The organism is Lentzea sp. NBRC 102530, assembly GCF_030269365.1.
Taxonomy (GTDB): Bacteria; Actinomycetota; Actinomycetes; order Mycobacteriales; family Pseudonocardiaceae; genus Lentzea.
Genome location: NZ_BSTF01000001.1, coordinates 439466 through 461783 on the forward strand (window position 1 = coordinate 439466; position 22318 = coordinate 461783).

At 69.3% G+C, this 22318-nt stretch carries 22 protein-coding genes; 16 read left to right on the forward strand and 6 right to left on the reverse strand.

Annotated features, from left to right (window positions below; translation table 11 throughout):
* Positions 1-67: 67 nt before the first annotated feature.
* A complete protein-coding gene (locus tag QSK25_RS45560; RefSeq protein ID WP_502881794.1) occupies positions 68-3451 on the reverse strand; it encodes an NACHT domain-containing protein in 3384 nt (1127 codons plus the stop codon).
* 118 nt (positions 3452-3569) lie between these two features.
* Here QSK25_RS45560 and QSK25_RS02125 point away from each other — a divergent pair, with 118 nt between their 5' ends.
* Both QSK25_RS02125 and QSK25_RS02130 read left to right on the forward strand, forming a co-directional pair.
* Positions 3570-4184 carry an NmrA family NAD(P)-binding protein gene (locus tag QSK25_RS02125; RefSeq protein WP_502881795.1) on the forward strand — a complete coding sequence of 205 codons (615 nt, stop codon included), beginning with the start codon at positions 3570-3572 and terminating at the stop codon, positions 4182-4184.
* Complete coding sequence (locus QSK25_RS02130) at positions 4181-4387, forward strand: hypothetical protein (protein ID WP_285631682.1); 207 nt, start codon at positions 4181-4183, stop codon at positions 4385-4387. Before QSK25_RS02125 ends, QSK25_RS02130 begins: the two co-directional genes overlap by 4 nt.
* Here QSK25_RS02130 and QSK25_RS02135 read toward each other — a convergent pair.
* The 4 genes from QSK25_RS02135 to QSK25_RS02150 form a co-directional block, all read right to left on the reverse strand.
* Positions 4384-4797, reverse strand: coding sequence for a MarR family winged helix-turn-helix transcriptional regulator (locus QSK25_RS02135; RefSeq protein ID WP_285631685.1), 414 nt, complete (start codon positions 4795-4797; stop codon positions 4384-4386). The genes QSK25_RS02130 and QSK25_RS02135 overlap by 4 nt on opposite strands.
* A gap of 84 nt (positions 4798-4881) precedes the next feature.
* Positions 4882-5217 carry a VOC family protein gene (locus tag QSK25_RS02140; protein WP_285631688.1) on the reverse strand — a complete coding sequence of 112 codons (336 nt, stop codon included), beginning with the start codon at positions 5215-5217 and terminating at the stop codon, positions 4882-4884.
* Between the two features lie 72 nt (positions 5218-5289).
* Positions 5290-6522 carry an RNA polymerase sigma factor gene (locus QSK25_RS02145; RefSeq protein ID WP_285631691.1) on the reverse strand — a complete coding sequence of 411 codons (1233 nt, stop codon included), beginning with the start codon at positions 6520-6522 and terminating at the stop codon, positions 5290-5292.
* Positions 6519-6890: a YciI family protein gene (locus QSK25_RS02150; RefSeq protein ID WP_285631694.1), complete on the reverse strand. Its 372-nt coding sequence runs from the start codon at positions 6888-6890 to the stop codon at positions 6519-6521. Before QSK25_RS02150 ends, QSK25_RS02145 begins: the two co-directional genes overlap by 4 nt.
* 214 nt (positions 6891-7104) lie before the next feature.
* On the opposite strand from QSK25_RS02150, the gene QSK25_RS02155 reads away from it, so the two are divergent.
* The 11 genes from QSK25_RS02155 to QSK25_RS02205 all read left to right on the forward strand — a co-directional run bounded on the left by QSK25_RS02155 (position 7105) and on the right by QSK25_RS02205 (position 19214).
* Positions 7105-7755: a TetR/AcrR family transcriptional regulator gene (locus tag QSK25_RS02155; RefSeq protein WP_285631697.1), complete on the forward strand. Its 651-nt coding sequence runs from the start codon at positions 7105-7107 to the stop codon at positions 7753-7755.
* Positions 7752-8903 carry an FAD-dependent monooxygenase gene (locus QSK25_RS02160; RefSeq protein WP_285631700.1) on the forward strand — a complete coding sequence of 384 codons (1152 nt, stop codon included), beginning with the start codon at positions 7752-7754 and terminating at the stop codon, positions 8901-8903. The genes QSK25_RS02155 and QSK25_RS02160 overlap by 4 nt, the downstream gene beginning before the upstream one ends.
* A gap of 300 nt (positions 8904-9203) precedes the next feature.
* Positions 9204-9722 carry an acyl-CoA dehydrogenase family protein gene (locus tag QSK25_RS02165; RefSeq protein WP_285631703.1) on the forward strand — a complete coding sequence of 173 codons (519 nt, stop codon included), beginning with the start codon at positions 9204-9206 and terminating at the stop codon, positions 9720-9722.
* A 169-nt stretch (positions 9723-9891) separates the two neighbouring features.
* A complete protein-coding gene (locus QSK25_RS02170) occupies positions 9892-12147 on the forward strand; it encodes a sensor histidine kinase (protein WP_285631706.1) in 2256 nt (751 codons plus the stop codon).
* A complete protein-coding gene (locus QSK25_RS02175; protein ID WP_285631709.1) occupies positions 12144-12572 on the forward strand; it encodes a roadblock/LC7 domain-containing protein in 429 nt (142 codons plus the stop codon). The genes QSK25_RS02170 and QSK25_RS02175 overlap by 4 nt, the downstream gene beginning before the upstream one ends.
* The gene (locus QSK25_RS02180) at positions 12569-12898 is read left to right on the forward strand and encodes a DUF742 domain-containing protein (RefSeq protein WP_285631712.1); all 330 of its coding nucleotides are present in this window, start codon (positions 12569-12571) and stop codon (positions 12896-12898) included. The genes QSK25_RS02175 and QSK25_RS02180 overlap by 4 nt, the downstream gene beginning before the upstream one ends.
* A complete protein-coding gene (locus QSK25_RS02185; RefSeq protein WP_285631714.1) occupies positions 12882-13472 on the forward strand; it encodes a GTP-binding protein in 591 nt (196 codons plus the stop codon). Before QSK25_RS02180 ends, QSK25_RS02185 begins: the two co-directional genes overlap by 17 nt.
* 169 nt (positions 13473-13641) lie before the next feature.
* Positions 13642-15144 carry a tryptophanase gene (locus QSK25_RS02190; RefSeq protein WP_285631717.1) on the forward strand — a complete coding sequence of 501 codons (1503 nt, stop codon included), beginning with the start codon at positions 13642-13644 and terminating at the stop codon, positions 15142-15144.
* A gap of 111 nt (positions 15145-15255) precedes the next feature.
* Positions 15256-16263, forward strand: coding sequence for a beta-ketoacyl [acyl carrier protein] synthase domain-containing protein (locus tag QSK25_RS02195; RefSeq protein ID WP_285631720.1), 1008 nt, complete (start codon positions 15256-15258; stop codon positions 16261-16263).
* Positions 16179-18284, forward strand: coding sequence for a cytochrome P450 (locus tag QSK25_RS02200; RefSeq protein WP_352235705.1), 2106 nt, complete (start codon positions 16179-16181; stop codon positions 18282-18284). Before QSK25_RS02195 ends, QSK25_RS02200 begins: the two co-directional genes overlap by 85 nt.
* A gap of 333 nt (positions 18285-18617) precedes the next feature.
* Positions 18618-19214 carry a helix-turn-helix transcriptional regulator gene (locus QSK25_RS02205; protein ID WP_285631723.1) on the forward strand — a complete coding sequence of 199 codons (597 nt, stop codon included), beginning with the start codon at positions 18618-18620 and terminating at the stop codon, positions 19212-19214.
* Positions 19215-19295: 81 nt separating this feature from the next.
* On the opposite strand, the gene shbA is transcribed toward QSK25_RS02205, so the two are convergent.
* The gene (gene shbA, locus QSK25_RS02210; RefSeq protein ID WP_285631726.1) at positions 19296-19967 is read right to left on the reverse strand and encodes an RNA polymerase sigma factor ShbA; all 672 of its coding nucleotides are present in this window, start codon (positions 19965-19967) and stop codon (positions 19296-19298) included.
* A 394-nt stretch (positions 19968-20361) separates the two neighbouring features.
* Here shbA and QSK25_RS02215 point away from each other — a divergent pair, with 394 nt between their 5' ends.
* The 3 genes from QSK25_RS02215 (at position 20362) to QSK25_RS02225 (ending at position 22235) form a co-directional block, all read left to right on the forward strand.
* Positions 20362-20961, forward strand: a complete 600-nt coding sequence (locus tag QSK25_RS02215; protein WP_285631729.1) for a response regulator transcription factor — start codon at positions 20362-20364, stop codon at positions 20959-20961.
* 17 nt (positions 20962-20978) lie between these two features.
* Complete coding sequence (locus QSK25_RS02220; protein WP_285631732.1) at positions 20979-22022, forward strand: methyltransferase; 1044 nt, start codon at positions 20979-20981, stop codon at positions 22020-22022.
* Positions 22023-22124: 102 nt separating this feature from the next.
* Positions 22125-22235: a SapB/AmfS family lanthipeptide gene (locus tag QSK25_RS02225; protein ID WP_285631735.1), complete on the forward strand. Its 111-nt coding sequence runs from the start codon at positions 22125-22127 to the stop codon at positions 22233-22235.
* Positions 22236-22318 lie beyond the last annotated feature (83 nt).

Here is a 22318-nt window from a genome sequence, read left to right on the forward strand (position 1 = left end):
CTGCCCACGAGTAGTCAAACGCGCCATCTCCAAACACCGCCCGCTCCCTAACTTCCCGGCATTGCGCCTAACCCTCCGCGATCTCCCGCAGCCTTTCCGCGTCGGGTTCGTCGTCAGCGCTCAGCGCCAGCACGCGCCCGCGCAGGTAGGCCTTTGCGAGGCGCGTCTTCTGCGGAGCGAGATCCGGGTAGCGGAACCTGTTGATCACGGCCAAGATGATCTGCGGGCTGACGCAGTCGGCGGCGTCGTGGGCGATCGTGCCGAGGGCGCTGAGCAGATGCCTGGTGAGTCTCGGCTCCGGCGTCCGCGGCGCCGCCAGGTACTCGAAGGTTTCGACGGGCAGGTAGACGTTCGTGAAGCTGTCCAGGTGGGGCGTGGCGGCTTGTACGACCGAGCTCGCGAATTCCCTGAATGCGTCGTCGTCTCCGCCGTGAGGGAAACTCATCCTGTGCCACACGAGGACAACGCAACCGAACGCCACCTCGCCTCGGGCGGCGAACATCTGGGCCAACGTTCCGGTGGAGATCCGGCTTTCCTTCGTGAGATCGGTGTGCGAGCACAGAACGGACACCAACTCGAACGGGTTGTGGATGTATGAGCCGAAAGGGTTCTGCTCTGTTCGGGGAACCAGATGTGTCAGCGCGCGACCCACGATGGTGATGGGGAGTCTTGGGGCCATTCGGGCCAGCATGGTGCACAGGTGGGCGCGTGTGGCGTCGTTCATTCGAGCGCCGGTGTCGAGTTCGTGCAGGATCTGGGTCAAGCTGAAGATGTCGACGGGCAGCGCGTGCACGTTGCTTCCCGATCCCGGGGTCGACAGCAGCCAGGTCGCGAACCTGGAGATGAGTTCTTGTTCTTGTGGGTTCGAGGTCGTGTCCGGGCTGGCGAAACGAGCGCCGACGCGCACGGTCGTCTCCAGGTAGGGGTCGCCGAGCAGGCGCGCTTCCCGCAGCAGAGGCAGACCGCCGCCGGCAGGTGTGACGCGGTGCCGATCGGTTCCGGAGAGCGCGATCGTGCTGGTGACCGCGTTCCAGCCCTCGGCGTCCAGACCGGACTTCCACAGGTGGACGGTCGCCCGCCAACTCTGCACCGTGGCGAACAGGTCGGCGACGAGAGGGGGTGCGTTCGAGTCCAGCAGCGCGCGGAGGCACACGAGGTTGACCGAGTAGTGGGCGATGCGGGAGATGATCGTGGACGAAGTGGGCTGGTACGCCTGGTAGGCGTCGCTCGCGGAGCGGTGCTGGCACGTGCGGATCAGATCGTCGATCATGTGGATCACGTCGGCGCGCTCCTCGTCTTCGAGGGAGCCGAACAGTCCGCAGGCGAACTCGATGATCGTCTTTCGTTTGACGAACGGCTGGTGCGAGATCAGGGCGTACAGCTGGGAGTCGTCCGGGGGCGCTGACGCCTGGAAGGGGTTGGCACTCGGCACCGCCTGCGTGGCGGCCAGCTGGCACAACAGCTTCATGGTCACCTCGGCCACGAGGTACTCGCCGAACGTGGCGTGCAGGAACTCGTAGGTGCGCAGCTCCGCGGCCGTGCCGTCGTTGCGCGTCGGCGAGTGGATGAAGAAGAAGTTCTCGACCGTGCGGTCCGCTTCGTCGATGGGGATGTCGAAAGTCGAGTTCGATTTCACGGACGTGCTCGGCGCGAACACGGCGAGGTCGTCGTTCAGCTCTGGTGCGGTGACGTACTGGTGGCCGCGGTTGAACATGGCGAACGCGGCGATGCCGAGGCGCCAGGAGCTCTGCGTGGCGGCCTGGGTGACGACCGCCGGCGCCGGCCTGTCCGATCCCTTCTGCCCGGCCTGCCGCTCGACGAACATGGTGATGAGGCGCTTGTACAACTCGGCGTTGGACAGCGTCGCGTCATCCAGTGACGGGTGGTCCGAATCGGTCGCGTAGATCGCGAGCATCAGGAGCAGCAGTGGTTGCCGGGCCAGCTCCAGGTGGCGGCCCAGCGCGACGAGTTCCAGCGGCTGAAAGCCCGCCGTGCTCCGGTTCGTGGAGTTCCAGGTGTGCAGCCAGCGCGCGATGCGGTCGTCGTCGAACTCGTCCAGCTTCACGATCGGCACGTCGGCGGGAATGCGCGCCCGGTCGGCGACGAGCACGCGCGACGTGACCACGACGGCGACCGGTCGACCGAGAAGTGCTTGCTGCCGCTGGAACTCCTGGACGTCGTGGAGGTAGTTCGACTGCTGGACGCCGCTGGCCTGGACGAGTTCGTCGAAGCCGTCGAGCAGGACCACGGGAACGCTGTCGCCGCACAACTGGGCGAGTTGCTCCCACACGACGGTCGTCCCGAGGAGTTGGAACAGGGCGGTCTCGACCTGTTCCTGGACGCGGTCTTCGGCCCGCACTTTGCGCAGCGGCACGATGACGGTGGTGAACTGGCTCTCCGGCAGCCTGGCGGCCAGCACCTCCACCAACAGCGACTTGCCGGCGCCGGGGTTGCCGAGGACCAGCAGGGGGCGTGTCACGCACTCCGGTCCCGTGAAGTGGGCGGCGAGGAACACGTCGAGGTCGCTGCGCACCTCCGTTCTCTCGAGCCACCAGGACTCCGACGACGCCACGGTGTCGAAGCGCTGGTGCGTGACGCGGTAGCCGGGAGCGACGAAGCCGTCTTCGACCGTCGGGAAGCTGGCCTTGATCGACGACGGATCGAGCGTGGACCCGATGATCGGTCGCGTCAGCGTCGACTCGGCGAAGCTCTTGAGGTTGGTGCGATGCGTCTGCGCGGGAGAAGGCGGAAGTGACGGGATCCGGGCCAGCAGCTGTGTGAACAGTTCAAGTGATTCTGTGGCAGTGCCGTCCGTTGTGGTCTGTTTTCCGAGCAGGGGCCAGATCGTGAACTCTGGAACGTCGGCGGACGCCCGGTCGGTGCGGCGTTTGTTGATCGACAGGGCGTCGGCGGTGATTCTGGATATCGTCCGGGTCGCGGCCACCGGAGTGTTCACGCGGTTGTGCAGGAAGCGGTCTATCTCCATGTTGGCCTGCAGGAAGAAGGAAGCCGACAGCCTTTGCTCGTTCTCGTGACCGGTGTACGTGTGGATTGGCGTCGGCACTGTCGACGAGGTGACCAGCGGAAGGCTGAAGAGGTCGTCTTCCTGTTCGGTGGTGACGACGTCCTGTGCTGACGCTTTGTCCTGGTTGTTGCTGAAAGCTTCGAGGAGCGAAACGAGGGCGATGATGGTGTGGGCGGCGGCCACCAGGTCGTGGCGCTTGGTGCCGAACGTGGTCATCAGGATGTCGCTGACGCCGTCGAGGACCTTGCAGAGGCCGGCGGACACCTCGCCCTTCGAGTTGATCAGGGTGAGGACGGACGGTTCGGTGGCGCCCTCGGCAAGGAGGCTGACGCCGGGGAACGTGTCGGTGCGGTCCAGCCAGCGGCGGTCGTGCTCGCGGAGGGTCTCGAGGGCGTCGACGTACGAGTTCTTGGCCGGGCGCGACATCCGTGAGACCTCCGCAGGGTGACTGGAAGCCCTATCGCGGGGTGTGTGGTGCGGGTTACATCCAAACGAGTTCGTCCATGCGTCCGATAGTCATTTTTGATGACTATGTTGTGGAGGCGTGAGCGAGAAGAAGATCATTGCTGTGGTGGGGGCTACCGGCGAGCAGGGTGGGGCGGTGGCTCGGGGCCCTGCTGGCCGGCGGCGAGTTCGCGGTGCGGGCGTTCAGCCGGGGCACCGAGTCGGCGGCGGCCCGGAGGCTCGCGGCGTTGGGGCCGAGGTGGTGGCGGCTGACCTGTACGACGTCGAGAGCCTGCGGAAGGCGTTCGACGGGGCGTACGGCGCTCATCTGGTCACGCCGTTCTTCACGCACATGTCGGCTGCCAAGGAGTTGGAGGAGGCCACCAACCTCGTGGCCGCCGCCGAAGGGCTTCAGCACGTCGTGTGGTCGACGTTGGAGGACACGCGTGAGGTGATCGCGCTCGACGACGACCGGATGCCGACGCTGGACGAGTACAAGGTGCCGCACTTCGACGTGAAGGGCGGGGAGGCGGACGCGTTGTTCGCGGAGGCCGGGCTGCCCACCACCTACGTGCGGATGTCGTTCTGCTGGAACAACCTGCTCAAGGGCGTGGCGCCGCATCGTGCCGAGGACGGGTCGTTGAAGCTGTCGTTGCCGATGGGGGAGAGCCGGATCTCGGCATCGCGGCCGAGGACATCGGCAAGGCGATCGTGAGCGTGCTCAAGAACCCCGCGAAGACCATCGGGGAGACGATCGGGCTAGGGGTCGCGCACCTCACCGGCGACGAGGTGGCTGCGGCGTTCAGCGCGGTGCTCGGCCAGGAGGTGACCTACGAACCGCTGTCGCACAACGAGTTCCGGGCGCTCAGGTTCCGGGAGTTCCTGGAGGCGCACCGGGACGACGTCGTGATCGGTTAGAAGGTCTTCGAGATCTCCTCGAAGACCTGCTTGAACTCGGTGAAGCGGTCGGCGCCCACGACGGCGGCGAGGCGGTCCTCGATCTCGGTGATGATGCGCTTGGCCTGGACCATCTGGTCCTTGCCGAGGTCGGTGGGCACGACGAGTTTCGCCCTGCGGTCGGCCGGGTCCGGCTGGCGGGTGACGTAGCCGAGGCGTTCCAGTTCGTCGATCAGGGTGCCGACGACCTGCTTGTGCTGGCCGGAGCGTTCGGAGAGCTCGCTGGCCCTGGTGCCCGTGGTGGCGATGTAGGCCATGACGGCGCCGTGGCGCGGGCGCAGGTTCTCGTGGCCCGCCTCGGCCAGGCGGGCGAAGAGTTCCTTCTGGAACCCCGAGAGCAGGTGCGCGGAAAGGACGCCGACGTCAGGCATGGTGATGATGTTAACCCGGCGGTGGCCCGGTCCGAAGAGGACGGACGAAGAGCGGTGGCCCGCCCGGCGGACGGGCCGCCGGGATCAGGACAGTGGTTCGTACAGGCTGAACGGGGTGCCCTGGTCGTCCACGCAGTGCGCGATGCGGCCCGTGTCGGGCACGGTGAGCACCTCGTCGTTCTTGCCGCCCAGTTCGGCGACCTTGCGCACGGACGCCTCGATGTCCGTGGTGTGGAAGTAGATCCGCGGCTGGGTGTGCCCGGCGTCCCTGGGCGCGATGGCGCCGGCCGCGCCGTTCGTGATCACGTGGTAGTCCTCGCCCATCAGGCTGGTCTCCCAGCCGAAGACGCCCGCGTAGAACGCTCGCGCCCGTGCGGTGTCGTCGGCGGGGATTTCGAACCAGTTGGCGTGTCCGGACATGTCGATCGCTCCTCGTGTTCGTGGTGAACTGACGAGCAGAGGACGAACGAGACCTGGGGAACTCGACATCGGTCACCGAAGGTTTTCTGCGCCGGGCGAATCGTTGTGGCACTTGGCCTCCAGGGACCGCATGCGTCCGGCGAGGAATCGGCGGTCGGCGGGCGATACCGCCAGGTCGTGGGCCAGTCGGTACGCGGCAACGGCTTCGGGGCGCCGGTCGAGGCGGCGCAGCAGGTCGGCGCGCGCGGAGTGGAGCAGGTGGTACGAGTCGAGCCCGGCGATCCCGTCGATCAACGCCAGCCCCGCCTCGGGCCCGTCCACCATGGCGACGGCGACCGCGTGGTTGAGTTCGACCACCGGGGTCGGGGCCACCGCGAGGAGTTCGGCGTACAGGGCGGCCACCCGCGACCAGTCGACCGGGTCCTGCACGTGCAGCGCGGCGATCACGGCGTGCAGCACGTACGGGCCGGGCGAGCCGAACCGCAGCGCGCGGTCCAGCAACGCCATGCCCTCGGCGATCTCGCCGGTGTTCCACAGCGACCGGTCCTGGTCGTCGAGGAGCACCAGTTCGCCGTCGGACGTGAACCGCGCGGCGCTGCGCGAGTCGTGCAGCAGCATCAACGCCACGAGCCCGTGGGCCTCCGGCTCGTCCGGCATCAGGGCGGCCACGAGCTTGCCCAGCCGCAACGCCTCCTGCCGCAGCGAGGCGTCCGGCACCGTGTAGCCGCGGGTGAAGATCAGGTAGAGGACGCCGAGCACGCCCCGCAGCCGTTCGGGCAGCAGGTGGTCGGCGGGCACCTCGAACGTGATCCCGGCGTCGCGGATCTTGCGCTTCGCCCTGACCAGCCGCTGGGCCAGTGCGGTCTCGGCGACCAGGAACGTCCGCGCGATCTGTGCGGCGGTGAAGCCCGCGACCGCCTGGAGCGTCAGCGCCGACCGGGCGTCCTCGGCCAGGGCCGGGTGGCAACACGTGAAGATCAGCGACAGCCGTTCGTCACCGAGGTCGACGAGCTGCTTCTCGCTCATCACGGTCGTCTCGGGCGGGGGAGCGGGCAGCTTGGCGCGCGCCATCCGGGCGTGCCGGAGGCGGTCCAGGGCGTGGTTGCGGGCGACGGTGAGCAGCCACGCGAACGGGTCGTCGGGCACCTGGGAACGTGGCCATTTCCGCAACGCCTGCGAGCACGCCTCCTGCAACGCGTCCTCGGCCAGCTCGAAGTCGCCCAACGCGCGCACCAGTGCCGCGAGCATCCGGGTGCGGTGCTGGCGGTAGACCTGCTCGACCGCGGCCGACGCCAGGTCGCTCATGCCACCCCGTGGTTCAGCCCGGGGATGTGGTCGACCGGCCGCACCTCGATCGTTGCGCCGTAATGCGCCTGCGGGACCATCTCCGCGAGCTCCAGCGCCTCGTCGAGGTCGCGGCAGTTCAGCAGGTAGTAGCCGCCGAGGTGCTCGTGCGTCTCGGCGAACGGCCCGTCGGTCAGCACCGGCTTGCCGTCGCGCACCCGCACCGTCGTCGCGGTGCTGACGGGCTTCAACGGGTCGCCCGCCACGAACGCACCGCGCCGCCGGCACTCGTCGGCGAACGCGTTGACCCTCGTCAGGATCTCCTCGAACCGCTGGTCACCGTGCTGCGGGCGGTCCTCGCAGTTGTAGATCAAAAACATGTAGTGCATCGCGTGCCCTCCAGTCGTCGTCCGGAGGACGAACGAGACCTCTGGAAGTCGACATTCGACCACGCACCGTTTCTCGGAGCGCGGCGAACGGCGTTCGGTGGGAATGGCGCCGTGACCGTCGCCGAGTGGGGCGACCTGCCTCTCGGAGGCGTCGAACGAGGCTCCGATCCGCAAAACTTGTGGTTACCAAAAAAATTGGGTTACTCTACTGAACATGCGGCGAGAACCTGGGCTCCGGGAGTTGAAGAAGGCGCAGATGCGTGAGCACATCGCGGATGTGGCGGCGCGCCTGTTCGCCGAGCGCGGGTACGACGGCGTCTCGATGATCGAGGTGGCGCGGGCGGCCGCCGTGTCGGAGCAGACGGTGTACAACTACTTCCCGGCCAAGCAGGACCTCGTCCTCGACCGGGCCGACGAGATCACCGAGCAGTACCGCCAGGCCGTCTCGGGTCGCCCGGCCGGCACCAGCCCCGCAGCGGCGCTGCGCCCGCTGACCGTCGCGATCATCGACCACTTCCGCGATGAGGAGCCGGCGCTCGCTCGTGGTGAGTTCGCGGCACAGTGCCTGGTCAGCCCAGCCTTGCGCCGGTTCGCGCTGGAACTCCGCGAGCGGCAGGCGCGGACCATCGCCACCGCGATGCTCGGGACCGATCCGGGCATTCCCGAAGTCGTCGCGCGCGCCCATGCCGCCGCACTGGTCGCGGTCGTCCAGGGCGTCACCGACGAGATCGGCGCGCACGTCCTCGCCGAGGACATCACCGACGAGGCTGCTGACCGCATGCGCCAGAACGCGACCCTCGCCTTCGACCACCTCGACCGCGTCTTCCACTCCGCCACCGCGGTGTCACCAGGAGAACCACAATGATCAACAAGCGCGTTCTGGTCTCGGGAGCGAGCGTCGGCGGTCCGGCGCTGGCCTACTGGCTGCACCGGTACGGCTTCGACGTCACCGTCGTCGAGAAGGCCCACGGGATCCGCCGCGGTGGGCAGGCCGTCGACTTCAAGGGCCCGATCCACCGCCGCGTGCTCAGCGAAATGGGCGTCCTCGACGAGGTCCGGGCCGCCCACGTCGTCGACACCGACTCCCGCATCGTCAACGCCAAGGGCCGCACCGTCGGAGTCATCCCGGCGGCGTTCTCCGGCGGAGAGATCAACATCCCGCGTGGCGACCTCGCCCGCATCCTCTACGGCCTCACCTCGCAGACCTGCGAGTACGTCTTCGGCGACTCGATCACGTCGCTGACTCAGACGCACACCGGCGTCGACGTCACCTTCGCCCGCGGGGAACCCCGTGCCTTCGACCTCGTCATCGGGGCCGACGGCATGCACTCCAACGTCCGCAAGCTCGCCTTCGGGCCGGAAGCGGACCACGTGACCCACCTCGGCTACCACTACGTCCTGGCTGACCTCGGCACCGGCGATGAAAGCGTTGTCTACAACGAACCTGGACGCACGGTCGGACTCGGCGGCTCCAAAGCGCCCGCGTTCTTCGTCTTCGCCTCCGACCAGCTCCATGATCGCGACGACGTCGACACGCAGAAGGAGACGCTGGTGAACGCCTACCGCGACGGCCGGTGGCGCATCCCGGAGCTGCTCGCGAAGATCCCCGACGCCACCGACTTCTTCATGGACTCCATCAGCCGCGTGACCCTCGAACGCTACTCGACCGGCCGCGTCGCTCTCGTCGGTGACTCCGCCTGGGGCAACGCCCTGGGAGGCTTCGGCACGGGCCTCGCCGTGGTCGGCGCCTACGTCCTGGCCGGCGAACTGGCTGTGGCCGACGGCGACCACACCGTCGCCTTCCCCCGGTTCGAGGCCAAGTTCCGGGAGTACGCGTCCGTCTCGCAGAAGATCAACGCTGGTCGTCTGCTCGCACCGAGGAGCGGGCCCGGCATCGTCGGTCGCAACCTGCTCTTCACCGCCCTCAAGGTGTTCGGCCCCGCCGTGAAGATCCTCGAAGGTCCCGCGAAGAAGATCGAACTCGAGGGCTACCCGGCCCTCCGGACCGTCTGACGGAGTGCAGCCGCTGCACCGGAAGTTCAAGATCGACCATGTCGTCCATTGTGGACTTGGTTCGAACGGTGACTCGGAGGCACTTCCCTTCGCCAGGAGTCCCCCGGAGCACACTTCCACTTCAGTGCCGGAAATGCGGAGTTAAGGTCGTTCCAGGGCGCTGGCAGAAAGTCCTTCGCCGCGCGATTTCAGATCTTTACCGCACTCCTCCCGGGAGTTCGACGTGGTCGATCGTGTCCGGAAAGGTCTTTCCCGTTCTCCGCGCCAGGTCGGCCGGCCTCTCTCCCGCTTCGCGCCCCGATGGTCGAGAAGATCGAGGCCTGCGAGGGCGGCCACGTCTACGACCCGTCGGTGCGGTGGATCGCCGACACCGGGTGGATCGGGATGTCGGTTCCCCGCGAGTACGGGGGACAGGGCCTCGGGCACCTCGCCTGGATCGTCTCGATCGAGGAGACCTCGCGGCTCAACGCGGCGGCCGGCAACACGTTGCAGTCCGGTTCGCTGGGCACCGCGATGGTCGTTGGGCTTGGTGACGAGTCGCAGTGCGAACGCTGGCTGCCCGACTTCGCCCCCGCAATGGCCGGCGACCCTGTGGCTGCCGGGCGTCGTCGTGGTCGGTTCGGTTCCTCGATCAGGCGCGCCGCAGGTGTGCCCCCGGACTGCTGGTCCCCTTCAGCGAGGAGAGAACGAGGTACTCAGGGGCATGCGCGCGGAGCACGAAGCAGCCGTGGAGGCGTTCAACGGCGTGGTCGCGGCGCACAGCGGACCGAGCTGCACCGGTCGACCGGTGAACCCCAGACCCGCGTGATCCCGGACTGACCGGCGCGACCGCGGTCGCGTTCGTGGATGAACCTCCCCCACTTGGCGACCTGCCCTGTCTCGGCGTGTCCTCCGTTACATCCCAATGGGGGAATGTCGGGGAGTTCACGCCGGCGAGATCGAACCGGCCCGGCGGGCCCGGTACCCGCCCACCGCGAAGGAGTTCCCCGTGACCAGCCCGAAGCATCCGGCCAGACGCCGGCCCGGCGTTTCGCTGCGCGCGCACACGATCCGCGGCGGGCTCAGTCGCATCCTCCTGCTCGTGGTCGTCCTCGTGGTCGTCGTTGTCTCGGTCGACGTCACCAGGACGCTCCGCTCGTTCGCGCTGGCCCAGGACGTCAGGGAGTCGGTCGGTTTCGCCGCCGCCATCGGGAAGTTCGTCCGCGAGGTGCAGCTGGAACGGGGGTTGAGCGCGGGTGTCATCGGGCGCCTCACGCCGTTCGCCGAGCAGCTCAGTGGCCAGCGCGCGAAGACCGACGAAGCGCTGGGAGCGCTGGAGACCGCCGTCGCCGGGTCGTCGCTGCCCGAGATGGACGCGATGCGCGAGGCGTTGCGCGGGTTCGACCAGACAGCGAACGTCCGGCGGGCGGTCGACGCCGGGACCGCCGAGCTCCTGCCGACGTTCCAGCACTACTCGGACGTGATCCGGAACGTCCACGAGGTCAACCTGACCCTGGAGAACTCCGACGACCCGCGGCTGCTCAGCCTGAGCCACCCGCTGTACGTCATGGCGCTGGCCCAGGAGTCGGCGGCGGGCGAACGCGACCTGCTGACCGGTGTCTTCGCCCGCGGTGGCTTCGGGCCGGGCGAGTTCGCGGCGTACACCGCGTTGCGGGCCGACAAGTCCTCCGGCTTCGCCCTGTTCGAGCACGAGGCGACGCAGGAGCGCAGGGACGGACTGGCGCGGCTGCTCAAGTCGTCCGACGCCGCCGAGGCCGAGCGGCTGGCCGCCGTCGCGACCGACACCGCCGGTGCACGGCCGGTGCGCGGGGTCGACGTGACCGCCTGGTGGCAGCACATGTCGGTGGTGGTCAACGGGTCCTTCGTCCTGCTCGCCGCCACGGCGACGGAGATGCGCGACCGGGCCGCCGAGCTGGTGGGCGACGAGACCTGGATCCTGGTCGCCTACCTCGTAGGTGCTCTGCTCGCCATCGGTGCCGCCGTGCTGCTGGTCGTCTCCAGCGTCCGCACGATCATCCGCCCGTTGAAGCGGCTGGCGGACGAGGCCCAGGACATCTCGCTGCGCCGGTTGCCGGACGCGATCAGCCAGGACAACCTGGCGGCGCGCGAACCAGTGCCCCCGCGTCCTGTCGACGTTCCCGGCAACGCCGTGCGGGAGATCGTCGAGGCCGGTGCGGCCGTGAACAGCCTGCAGCAGACCGCGTTCGACCTGGCGGCCGAGCAGGTCGTGTTGCGGCACAACGCCACCGAGTCGCTCGCGAACCTGGCGCACCGCAGCCAGAACCTGTTGCGGCGCCAGCTGGGCTTCATCAGCGAGTTCGAACAGGACGAGCTGGACCCGGGAGCCCTGTCCAACCTCTTCGAGCTCGACCACCTCGCCACGCAGATGCGGCGCAACGCCGAGAGCCTCCTGGTGCTCGCCGGCCGCAGCAGCCCGCGCCGGTGGGCGGAACCGATGCCGGTGACCGACGTCGTCCGCGCGGGCCTGTCCGAGGTCGCCGACTACCGGCGGGTGGTCCTGCGCTGGGTCGACGACGCGAAGGTCGCCGGGTCCGCCGTGACCGAGCTGGCGCACATGATCGCGGAACTGGCGGAGAACGCGCTCGCGTTCTCCCCGCCGGACATCAACGTCGAGATCTACGGCAGGCGCAGCGCGGACGAGTACGTCCTGGCCGTCGTCGACCACGGCGTCGGGATGACCAGGGAGGACCTCGCCAGGGCGAACGCCCGGCTGTCGGGTGAGGAGGTGTTCCTCGTCGCGCCCACGAAGTCGTTGGGGCACTACGTGGTCGGTCAGCTGGCGCGGCGCCTGCAGGTCGGCGTCGAGCTGACCGTGTCACCCGTCGGCGGTGTGGTCGCCCGCATCACGGTCCCCGCCGAGCTGCTCACCAGCTCCGCGCCGCCACCGCGGGCGGCCGACGAGCCGATCGCCTGGCCGCAGGAGCAACCGGTGGAACAGCCGACGATCGACATCTCACCGGGCGTGCGCGGCCGGCGTCACCGGCAGGTCGAGGCCGACCGCGGTGAGTCGCCGGCCGGCCGCACCCGCAACGGCCTGACCAAACGCACCCGGTCCGCGGTCAAGGTGCCGGCCGCGCCGGCCCACCGGGCGGCGCCGGCGGTGCACCGCTCACCGGACGACGTCCGGTCGATGTTGTCGAACTTCCGCTCCGGGCACCAGCGCGGCGCGGGAACACCATCCCCGGTGCGGATCGTCACCGGGCAGGAGGGGGAAACGCAGTGAGCACCGATGTCCGGCGGAGTGCCGCACACACCTTCGACTTCCTGCTGGGCAACTTCGTCCGCGACACCCACGGGGTCCGCGACGCGGTGGCCGTGTCGTCGGACGGCTTGCTGATCGCGATGTCCGAGGGGCTCGACCGTGCCGAGGGCGATCGGCTCGCGGCGGTCATCTCAGGGCTCGCCAGCCTCGCGCGCAGTGCCGCGCGCAGCTACGAGTTCGACGGCCTGAAGCTGATCATGGTCGAGATGCAGCGCGGGTTCCTGCTCGCCTCCGCGGTGGGGGACGGGAGCTGTCTCGGCGTCATCGCGGACGACGGCTGCGACGTCGGGACCGTCGGTTACGAGATGGCGAGCCTGGCCGAGCGCGCGGGCCGGATGCTGTCCCCGGTCCTGATCGGTGAGCTCCGCGAGAGGCTGCCGGGGTGAGCGACGCCGACGCCTTCGTCCGTCCCTTCATGGTCACCGGGGGCCGGACCCGGCCGACGGGTGCGGAGCTGCGGGTCGAAGCCCTCGTCGTCGCGTCGCCGGGGACGCCGGTGGCCTCCCTGCAGTTCGAGCACGCGGCGGCCGTCCGGTTGTGCGTGACCCCGATCTCGGTGGCGGAGCTGGGTTCCCGGCTGAACCTGCCGCTGGGGGTCGTGCGGGTGCTGGTCGGTGACCTGGTCGCCGAGGGGCACGTCCGGATCCACCAGGCGGCAGAACTCTCCATCGAACTCCTCGAAAGGATCAGGGACCGTGTCCGGGCGCTCTGAGCACCAGCCGACCTCCACCAAGATCGTCATCAGCGGCGGTTTCGGCGTGGGCAAGACCACCTTCATCGGTGCGATCTCCGAGATCGAACCGCTGGTGACCGAGGCGGCGATGACCGAGAGATCGGTCGGTGTCGACGACCGGGGTGAGCGCACTGGCAAGACCACGACCACCGTCGCCCTGGACTTCGGTCGCATCACCCTCGACCCCGGGCTCGTGCTGTACCTGTTCGGGACACCGGGTCAGGAGCGGTTCGTGTTCCTGTGGGACGACCTCGTCGACGGCGCGCTCGGCGCCGTCGTCCTGGTGGACACCGGACGCATCGAGGACTGCTTCCCGGTGATGGACTACTTCGAGCAGGCCGGGCTGCCGTTCGTGGTCGCGGTCAACCGGTTCCCGGACGAGCGGGAGTTCGACGCCGCCGAACTGCGCGAGGCGCTCGACCTCGACCCGCACGCCCCGCTCGTCTTCTGCGACGCGCGCGACCGCGCGTCGGTCAAGGACGTCCTGCTGTCCGCCGTGGAACAGGCGATCCTGCACCGCACGGGCCGGGTGGGGCACGCGGTCCCGCGGTGATCGTTCGGGTCCGATGTGGACGATCGGTCGGCGACGCTTCGTACACGGATGTTGCCCCCGCGTCCCCGAATGGGTGACCGGGGGCGAAAAGCCCTGATAGATCAGAGCGGTAACCCCCGCTGACCACGTCGTGTGGCCGGCGCCTGCCTACCGAAGTCGGGTGTGTCCGATGCTCATGGAACCGTACCGGATCAAGGTGGTCGAACCGATCACGCTGACGGATCGTCCCGAGCGCGAGAAGTTCATGGCCGCCGCCGGGTACAACCCGTTCAACCTGCGCGCCGAGCAGGTGATGATCGACCTGCTGACGGACTCCGGCACCGGCGCGCTCTCCGCCGCGCAGCAGGCGGCCGGCATGGGCGGCGACGAGACCTACGCGGGTTCGCCGTCGTTCTACCGGTTCCGGGCCGAGGTCGAGGACCTGACGTCCTACCCGCACATCTTCCCCGTCCACCAGGGGCGGGCGGCCGAACGCATCCTGTTCGGCACCCTCCTGCGGCCCGGCCAGATCTCGTTGAGCAACACGCACTTCGACACCACCAGGGCGAACGTCGAGCTGCTCGGGTGCGAGGCACGGGACATCCCGTGCGAGGAAGCCGGCGACATCCGGTCCGACCACCCGTTCAAGGGCAACATCGACCTCGCGCAGCTGGAGGCGTTCCTGCGGTGGGGCAACGTCGGCCAGGTGATCATGACGGTCACCAACAACGGTGGCGGCGGTCAGCCCGTCTCGATCGACAACATCAGGCGCGCCGGCGAGATCTGCCGTGCGCACGGCATCCCGTTCTTCCTCGACGCGGCCAGGTTCGCCGAGAACGCCTGGCTCGTCAGCCAGAACGAGCCGGAGTTCGCCGGCCTCTCACCCCGGACGGTGGCGCGGGAGATGTTCGCCCTCGCCGACGGGTGCGTGGCGAGCCTGAAGAAGGACGGCATCGTCCACATGGGAGGCGTCATCGCGCTGCGCGACGCCGGACTGGCGGCGCGGTGCGAACAGGCGCTCATCGCGGGCGAGGGGTTCAGCACCTACGGCGGGCTGTCGGGTCGTGATCTCGACATGCTGGCCCAGGGACTGCGCGAGGGCACCGACGCGGCGTACCTCCGGGGACGTGCGGCGGCCACGGCGCACCTCGCCGGGCTGCTGACGGACGCGGGTGTGCCGGTCGTGCGGCCGCCGGGCGTGCACGCCGTGTACATCGACGCGGGCGCGGTGCTGCCGCACCTGCCGGCCGAGTTGTTCCCGGCGCACTCGTTCGCGACGGAGCTGTACCTGGAAGGGGGCGTGCGGGCGGTCGAGATCGGATCGCTGATGTGCGGCAGCGTCGACGAGCACGGAGTTCTGACGAAGGCGGCGCCGCGCGAACTCGTGCGCCTCGCGCTGCCCCGCAGGGTCTACACCCAGAGTCACCTCGAGTACGTCGCCGAGACCGCGGCGTCCGTCATGAAGCGCGTGGACGAGCTGCCCGGCTACCGGCTGGTCGACAGCCCGAAGGTGTTGCGGCACTTCAAGTGCCGCCTCGAACCCGTGGAGCGGAGCTTCCGCTCTGGCGGTCTGGTCGGCCAGGCCGACCGCGAGCCGCTGGCAGGGTTCGTCGACGTCCACCGCGACGGCTTCGCGGACGCGGTGGACGGATCCGCACCTCGTGAGGGAAAGCCCTACTCCCCGGTGAGCTGACGATTTGACGTGTGGATCACTCCACTAGTTTGCGTTCACCCAGCGATCCTGGAAACCCTCCTCGTTTTCGATCGTCCGGTTCAGGTGGTTCCGTTCCTTTTCGGAGGCGTTGTGGAATCGAGAAGGAGCATCGGTGAACCCGTTGCCGTGGTGGGAATCGGGTGCCGGTTCGCAGGTGGGATCGGCTCGCCCGCCGAGTTCTGGGAGTTCCTGTCGTCCGGCGGGTCCGCGGTCAGGGCACTGTCCGAGGGGCGGTGGTCCGGCCAGGGAGAGGTCCTCGGTTCCTTCCTCGACGACATCGCGGGTTTCGACGCCGAGCTGTTCGGCATCCCGCCCCGGGAAGCGCGGCTGATCGACCCGCAGCACCGGCTGGCGCTGGAGGTCTCCTGGGAGGCGTTGGAACACGCGGGCATCTCGCCGACTTCGTTGCGGGGGAGGGACACCGGTGTGTTCGTCGGCATCGGGGCGGACGACTACGGCCGGCGCACGCTGAGCGACCTCGCGCGGATCGAGCCGTGGACGGGCATCGGTGCCTCGATGTGCGGTGCGGCCAACCGGATCTCCCACTCGCTCGACCTGCGCGGGCCGAGCGTGGCGGTGGACACGGCCTGTTCGTCGTCCCTCGTCGCTGTGCACCAGGCGATCCAGAGCCTGTGGCTGGGGGAGACGGACCTGGCGCTCGCGGGTGGCGTGCTGCTCGTCGCCGCGCCCGGTCTCGGGGCGGTGCTCGACGCGGCGGGGGCCACGTCGCCGGACGGGCGCAGCAAGCCGTTCGCCGTCGAGGCCGACGGGTACGGCCGGGGTGAGGGCTGTGCGTTCGTGGTGTTGAAGCTGCTGCGAGATGCGGTCGCGGCGGGGGATCGGGTGCTGGCCGTGCTGCGCGGTGGCGCTGTGTGCCAGGACGGGCGCACCGAGGGGATCATGGCGCCGAGCGCGTCGGCGCAGGTGCACCTGATGCGTCCGTCGGCGTGCGGTACCTCGACGGCTGGGTGCCGCACCGCGGCGCGTCGGTGCGGGCGTTCGGCGCGCGGGCCGTGCACGTCATCGCGGGCAACACCCCGATCATCGCGGCGATCACGCTGGTGCGCAACGCGATCGTGCGCGGTGACGCCATCGTGAAGCTGCCGTCCAACGACCCCGTCACGGCACTCGCGATCGCCCGCACGATGGCCGGGGTGGACCCGGCGCACCCGCTGGTGCGGCACCTCTGCGTCGCCTACTGGAAGGGCGGGGACGAGTCGGTCGAACGGGTCCTCTACCACCCCGCGCACGTCGAGAAGATCGTGGCCTGGGGCGGTTTCGACTCGATCCGGCACGTCACGCGCTACCTGCAGCCCGGTCTGGAACTGGTCGCGCTCGACCCCAAGCTCAGCGCCACGGTGATCGGGCCGGAGGCGTTCGCCGACGACCGGACGCTCGCCGAGGTCGCGAGGCTCGCGGCCGCGGACGTCGGCCTGCTCAACCAGGAGGCGTGCTTCAACGCCCGCGTGCTGTACGCGGTCGCGACACCCGAGCAGGCGCGGAGGTTCGGGGAACTCCTCTACCGGGAGGTGCAGGACATCCCGGCCGATCTGAGCACCCCGGCGAAGCGGTTCGACCCGGAACTCCGCGCGGACCTGCGGGCGTTGCGGGCGACCTCCGAGTGGTTCCACGTGATCGGCGGCCGCGACGACGAGGGCGCTGTCGTGGTGTCCGAACTGGACGATCCGGTGGAGTTCCACACGTCGTTGTCCGGTCGGGTCGCGAACGTCGTCCCCGTCGACGACGTCGCTTCGGCGTTGCGCAGGTTCAACTCGTACACGCAGACGGTCGAGGTGTGGCCCGACAGGCTCAAGACCGAGCTCCGCGACGTCGCACCGTTGTACGGCGTCCAGCGGCTCGTCTCCCTCGGCTGCGCCACCGACTTCCGGCCCGAACTGCCGCAGGACGCGCTGGAACCGACCAGACGGCTCGTGAAGTGGATCGTCGACGAGACGCGCACGGACGTCGTGCGGCACGCCGACCTGTTCGACCACCACCGCCTGGACCCCGACCTCGCCATCGAGGTGCACCGGGAGGTGCGGGAACGGGGCAGGGTGGTGCGTTCACCCGCGCACGGCGGGATGTACGTGCTGGGCCGTTACGCCGACGTGGCGGCGGCGCTCAAGGACCACGAGACGTTCAGTTCCGCCTCGGGCGTCTTCCACCCCAAGGCACCGGACGCTCCGCGCTTCGCCCCGCTGGAGTACGACCCGCCGGAGCAGGTGACGTTCCGGGCGTTGATGCGGCCGCCGTTCACCCCCGCCTCGGTTCGCGAGCTGACCCCGGCGATCACCGACCTCGTCCGCGGCCTGCTCGACCCGATCACGCGCCGGGGACGCGGCGACTTCGTCGGCGAGCTCGCCGTTCCGTTGCCGCTGGCCGTGGTGTCGCTCGCGGTCGGCTTCTCGCCGGACGCCCAGCACCGCATCCGCGAGCTCACCAGCGACACCTGGTCGAAGATGCCCGCCGGGGACAACTCTTTCTGGAAACCGTTCGAAGCGTTGTTCCGCGACGAGATCCGGCGGGCGCGGGAGGAACCGGGGGAGGACTACCTGTCGTCGCTCGTGAGGGCCGAGATCGACGGCAGGCCGGTCACCGAGGACGAGCTGCACGTGATGCTGGTGGCGTTCGCGATCGCCGGGCACGAGACGACGATGAACACGCTCTCCCACCTCCTGCTGCACCTCGCCCGGCATCCGGAGCTGCAGGACCGGTTGCGCGCTCGGCCCGACCTGATGCCGGCCGCCGTCGACGAGACCCTGCGCCTGTGGACGCCGGTCGACCACGGCACCCGTGTCACGACCCGCGAGACCACCGTCGGCGACACCCGCGTTCCCGCCGGCTCGAGGGTGCTGCTGCTGACCGGTGCGGCCAACCGCGACCCCCGGCAGTTCCCGTTCCCGGACGAGTTCCGCCTCGACCGCGGGCAGCCACGGCACCTGACGTTCGGCCAGGGGATCCACTTCTGCCTCGGTGCCCAGCTCGCGCGGGTGGAGCTGCGGGTCGTGCTGGAGGAGCTCGCCCGGCACGGGAACCACCGGCTCGTCGCACCGGCCACGCGGTACTACGAGAACGCCCGGCACATCTGCGTCGACCAGGTCGCGGTAGAGATCGGCTGAGGTTCCGGGCAGAGCTCCCACATCCGGACGGCCCCGAACGGGTCTTCGCGGTGTGGGAGCTCCGCCTGAGCGGCTCGGCCGCCGATCACCGATCCCCAGCTCGAACGGTGACGCGAACTCGTCCGGTCCGCGCGGCCGCCGCAGTCGTAGGAGAAACCCTCACCGGTTCCGGGGTCCCTCGGTCCGCACCCGGAAATGTTCTCGCCTCGTTCAGGCGAAACGCTCGTGCAAACCCGTGTCACGATTCCTTCGCATCGCCCAGGCGTAGCGGTACGCCCATCCGAGCAAAGGAAATTGATGACCGCCAGTTGCTGTGACGCACGGATCGACGCGATGGTTCGGCCGCCTTTCGCGGCAGAACGCGGGCATTCCGCGCTGATCGCCAGCACCGACGCGCGGGTCATCTCCCAGGTGACGGAGTCACTGGTCGCGATGGGCGTCGCGGTCGTCCACCACACGCCCGACGCGGCGTCACTGCACCGGCTGGTGCGTGCCGAGCCCGCCGGGTTCCTCGCGCTGGTCGACCTGGCGATGATCGGGCCGCACGCCGTGAACCTCGTCTGGAACCTGCGCGGAGCCGGGTGGCACCGGGTGCTGGCCGTGGTCTCGCGGCACGACCTGGCCGCTCGCACGCAGGTGGTGGCCGCGGGCGTGGACGGCGTGCTCGTGCGGCCCCACGTCCCGCAGAGCGGTGGCGACTGGATGACCCGCGCGCTGAACGGCGAGCTGCCCGCGAGCGACCTCACCGAGCGCGAGATCGAGGTCATGCGGCTGGTGGCGTCCGGCCACACCAACACCGAGATCGCGAAGGCCCTCGGATTGTCGCCCCTGACCGTGAAGTCGCATTTGGAACGCATCGGCCGCAAGGTGGGCGTGGGGGAGAGGGCCGCGATGGTGCTGCGATTGCTGCGGCAGGGGGTGATCTGGTGATCGCGAGAACACCGCGGCGGTTGGCGCGGAAACCTGCTCAGCGCTTTCCGAATTGAGAAGGCGGCACTCCCCGAGCGGTTTTCACCGCGTGCCTGATTTGCCGCTCCTGCTCGCCCTGGTGCGGGAGGCGCTCGTGCCCGGTGGCGCACCGCGTTGCGCGGCGCGGGGTTCGCCGGTCCGCCGCAACGCCGTGCGCAACGTGGCCAGCGCGCGGTGCTGGCTGACCCGCACCGCCCCGGGAGTGGAGCCGACCGCCCGGGCGGTCTCGTCGCTGGACAACCCGACGACGAGCCGCAGGAGCACGATCTCCCGCTGCCGTGCGGGCAGTTCTGCCAGCACCTCGTCGAGCTTCGCCGCCAGTTCGGCCTGGAGCAGCAGCCGTTCGGGCTCTTCCTCGGCGCGGCGGTCGTCCAGGGGTTCCGCGGTCGGTTCCGTCCGGTCCCGTTTCGCCGCGCGCATCGCGTCGGCGACCTTGTGGGCGGCGATGCCGTAGACGAACGGCAGGAACGGCAGGTTCTGCTCGCGCAGCCCGGGCAACGCCTTCAGGACGCCGAGGCTGATCTCCTGCGCGATGTCCTCAGGGGTGAGGAACGAGCAGCCGGGGCCGCGCACCCGTGCGCGGCAGTACCGGATCACCAACGGCTGGAGGTGCGTCAGCAGGCGCGTGACGGCCCGTTCGTCCCCTTCGGCCGCCGCCCGCACGTCGGCGTCGACATCGTCGTTCCAGTACGGGATTCCCGCGACTGAACTCATCTGTGGTGCCATGATCGTGCACTCCGGACTCGGCTCGCCGGCCGATCGCGACCTGAACGGTGAGCGTTCTCCGAACACTGGACCGCAAAGCCGCAGCGGAACAAAGGCCCTCGGGGAAAACCGGGCCGAACGGAGAAAGCCTTCGGTACGTACGGCCGCGATCTGCGCCACAGGCCGACTCGGAGTCCACTGAGGACTGATGGCGTCTCACTTGGTGGTGCCGGGGAGTGTCCGCGAGTGCAGGGTGTCCGGAAGAAAGCACAGCGCCTCACCGCACGGCCGGGACGGGGGTTGCCGCCGCTCTACAGTCCGGCTGTCGGCACCACCTCTGCTCGGTTCACCTCACCCGATCTGCCGGACCAGCCCTCGCTCCGGCAGGTGGGAGGAAGGATTCGTGTTGTTCCCCTTCCCTCTCGCGTCCCGGTCCACCGATCGCGCGCGAGGTGCGTTCTCCGCGCTGGTGGTGACGACCGATCGCGTGTTCGGCGCCCAGCAGGCAGGTGCCCTGAGGCGCGCCGGCGCGCGCCCGGTCCACGTGGTGCGGACGATCAGGGAGCCGAAAGGCACCGCGGCGTCCGAGACGCGGGACCTCGCGCTGGTCGACCTCGACCTGCCCCACGGCACCGCGACGGGGCTCATCGCCGAGTTGAGGAACCACGGCTGGCGCAACATCGTGGCCGTGCTCTCGCCCGGCTCGAGCCACCTGACCGGTGCCGCCGTGCGGAGCGGGGCGGGGTCGTTCCTGATGAAGCCCGCGGATTTCGTGGAACCCGCGGAGCCGTGGCGCCAGAACCGGATCGGTGCGCTCTCGGCCCACGAGCTGCGAGCGCTGAAGCTCCTGGCCGACGGGTCCACGGATGCCGCGATCGGCCGGGAGATCGGCGTCTCCACGGTGCGGGCCACGGGGCTCGTCCGGCGGGCGCGGGCCAAGTTCGGAGCGCGCGACCGCGCGCACCTCGTCAGCAAGGCCATCCGCGCCAACATCATCGACTGAGGCGGAGAACACTCGTCATGGACAAGCCGAAAGGTGCTCGGGCCGAGGACTCCGCGGCGCTGCTGGAACTCGCCGAGGCCTCGATCGGGTCCCGCGTGCTGCAGATCGTGGCCGAGCTGGGCATCGCCGACCACTTCCCGGAGGGACCTGCGGAACCGGGGTGGCTGGCCGCGAGGACGGGCGCCGACGAGGACACGCTCGTCAGCTTCCTGCGCCTGCTGGCCGGACACGGTGTCTTCCGCGAACTGCCCGGCGGGACGTTCGAGCTCACGTCCAGGGGCGCGTTGCTCCGCTCCGACGACCCGTCCTCGCTGCGTGACGTCGTCCGGCTGCACGGCTTCAACTACCCCGTGCTGGAACACGCCGGGTACAGCCTGCGCACCGGCGAGCCCGCTTTCCCGAGCCTCAGAGGACAGACGTTCTTCGAACACCTGCGGGACAACCCCGGGCAGGGGACCGTCTTCGGCGCAGCGATGGCCGGCCTCAGCCGTGCGGAGCGAGAGGACGTGCTCACGGGGTACGACTTCTCGCCGTACCGGCACGTCGTCGACGTCGGCGGTGGCGACGGGACGCTGCTCGCCTCGATCCTGCGTACGCATCCGGAGGCGTCCGGCACCCTGTTCGACCAGCCCCACGTCGTTCCGTCGGCCGAGCGCACGCGGGACGACCTCCGGTTGCACGGACGCATGGACGTCGTCGCCGGGGACTTCTTCACCGACGTCGTGCCGAAGGGCGATCTGCACGTCCTCAAGTCGATCATCCACGACTGGTCGCGGCCGGAGGCGGAGGTGATCCTGCGCCACTGCCGCGAAGCGATGTCCGACGGGGGCAGGCTCGTGCTCTTCGAACGCGTGCTGCTGCCGGACAACGCACCCAGCCAGACGAAGTCGTGGGACGTCCTCATGCGCGTCCTCCTGGGCGGCGCGGAACGCACCGTCGCGGAGTTCCAGGACCTCTTCGAGAGCTGCGGTCTCGCGTTCGAGCAGGCGACCAGGGTCGGCCCGGCGATGTTCGTCGTCGAAGCGGTGCGCTCAGTGAGCACCGGTCACGCGATCGAGTGATCCGTTGCCCGGCGGGTGTCGCCGACGTGGGATCTGGCAAGCCTCCACGTGAGAGCGATGATCACGTCGTTACTGAATCCCCGTCACCACAAGGAGATCAGCGTGCAGCACGTGCTCGAACTACAGGCGATGGAAGCCACGGACCAGGACCACCTGCCCGAGGTCGTCAACGGGTCGACGATCAGCCTCCTGTTGTGCCAGGACGACTTCTAGACCGATCGCATCGGGAAGGCACGTGCGGACCACCACTTCGTCGGCGGTCCGCACGTGCTTTCCTCGTGAGGGAAGACCCTTCT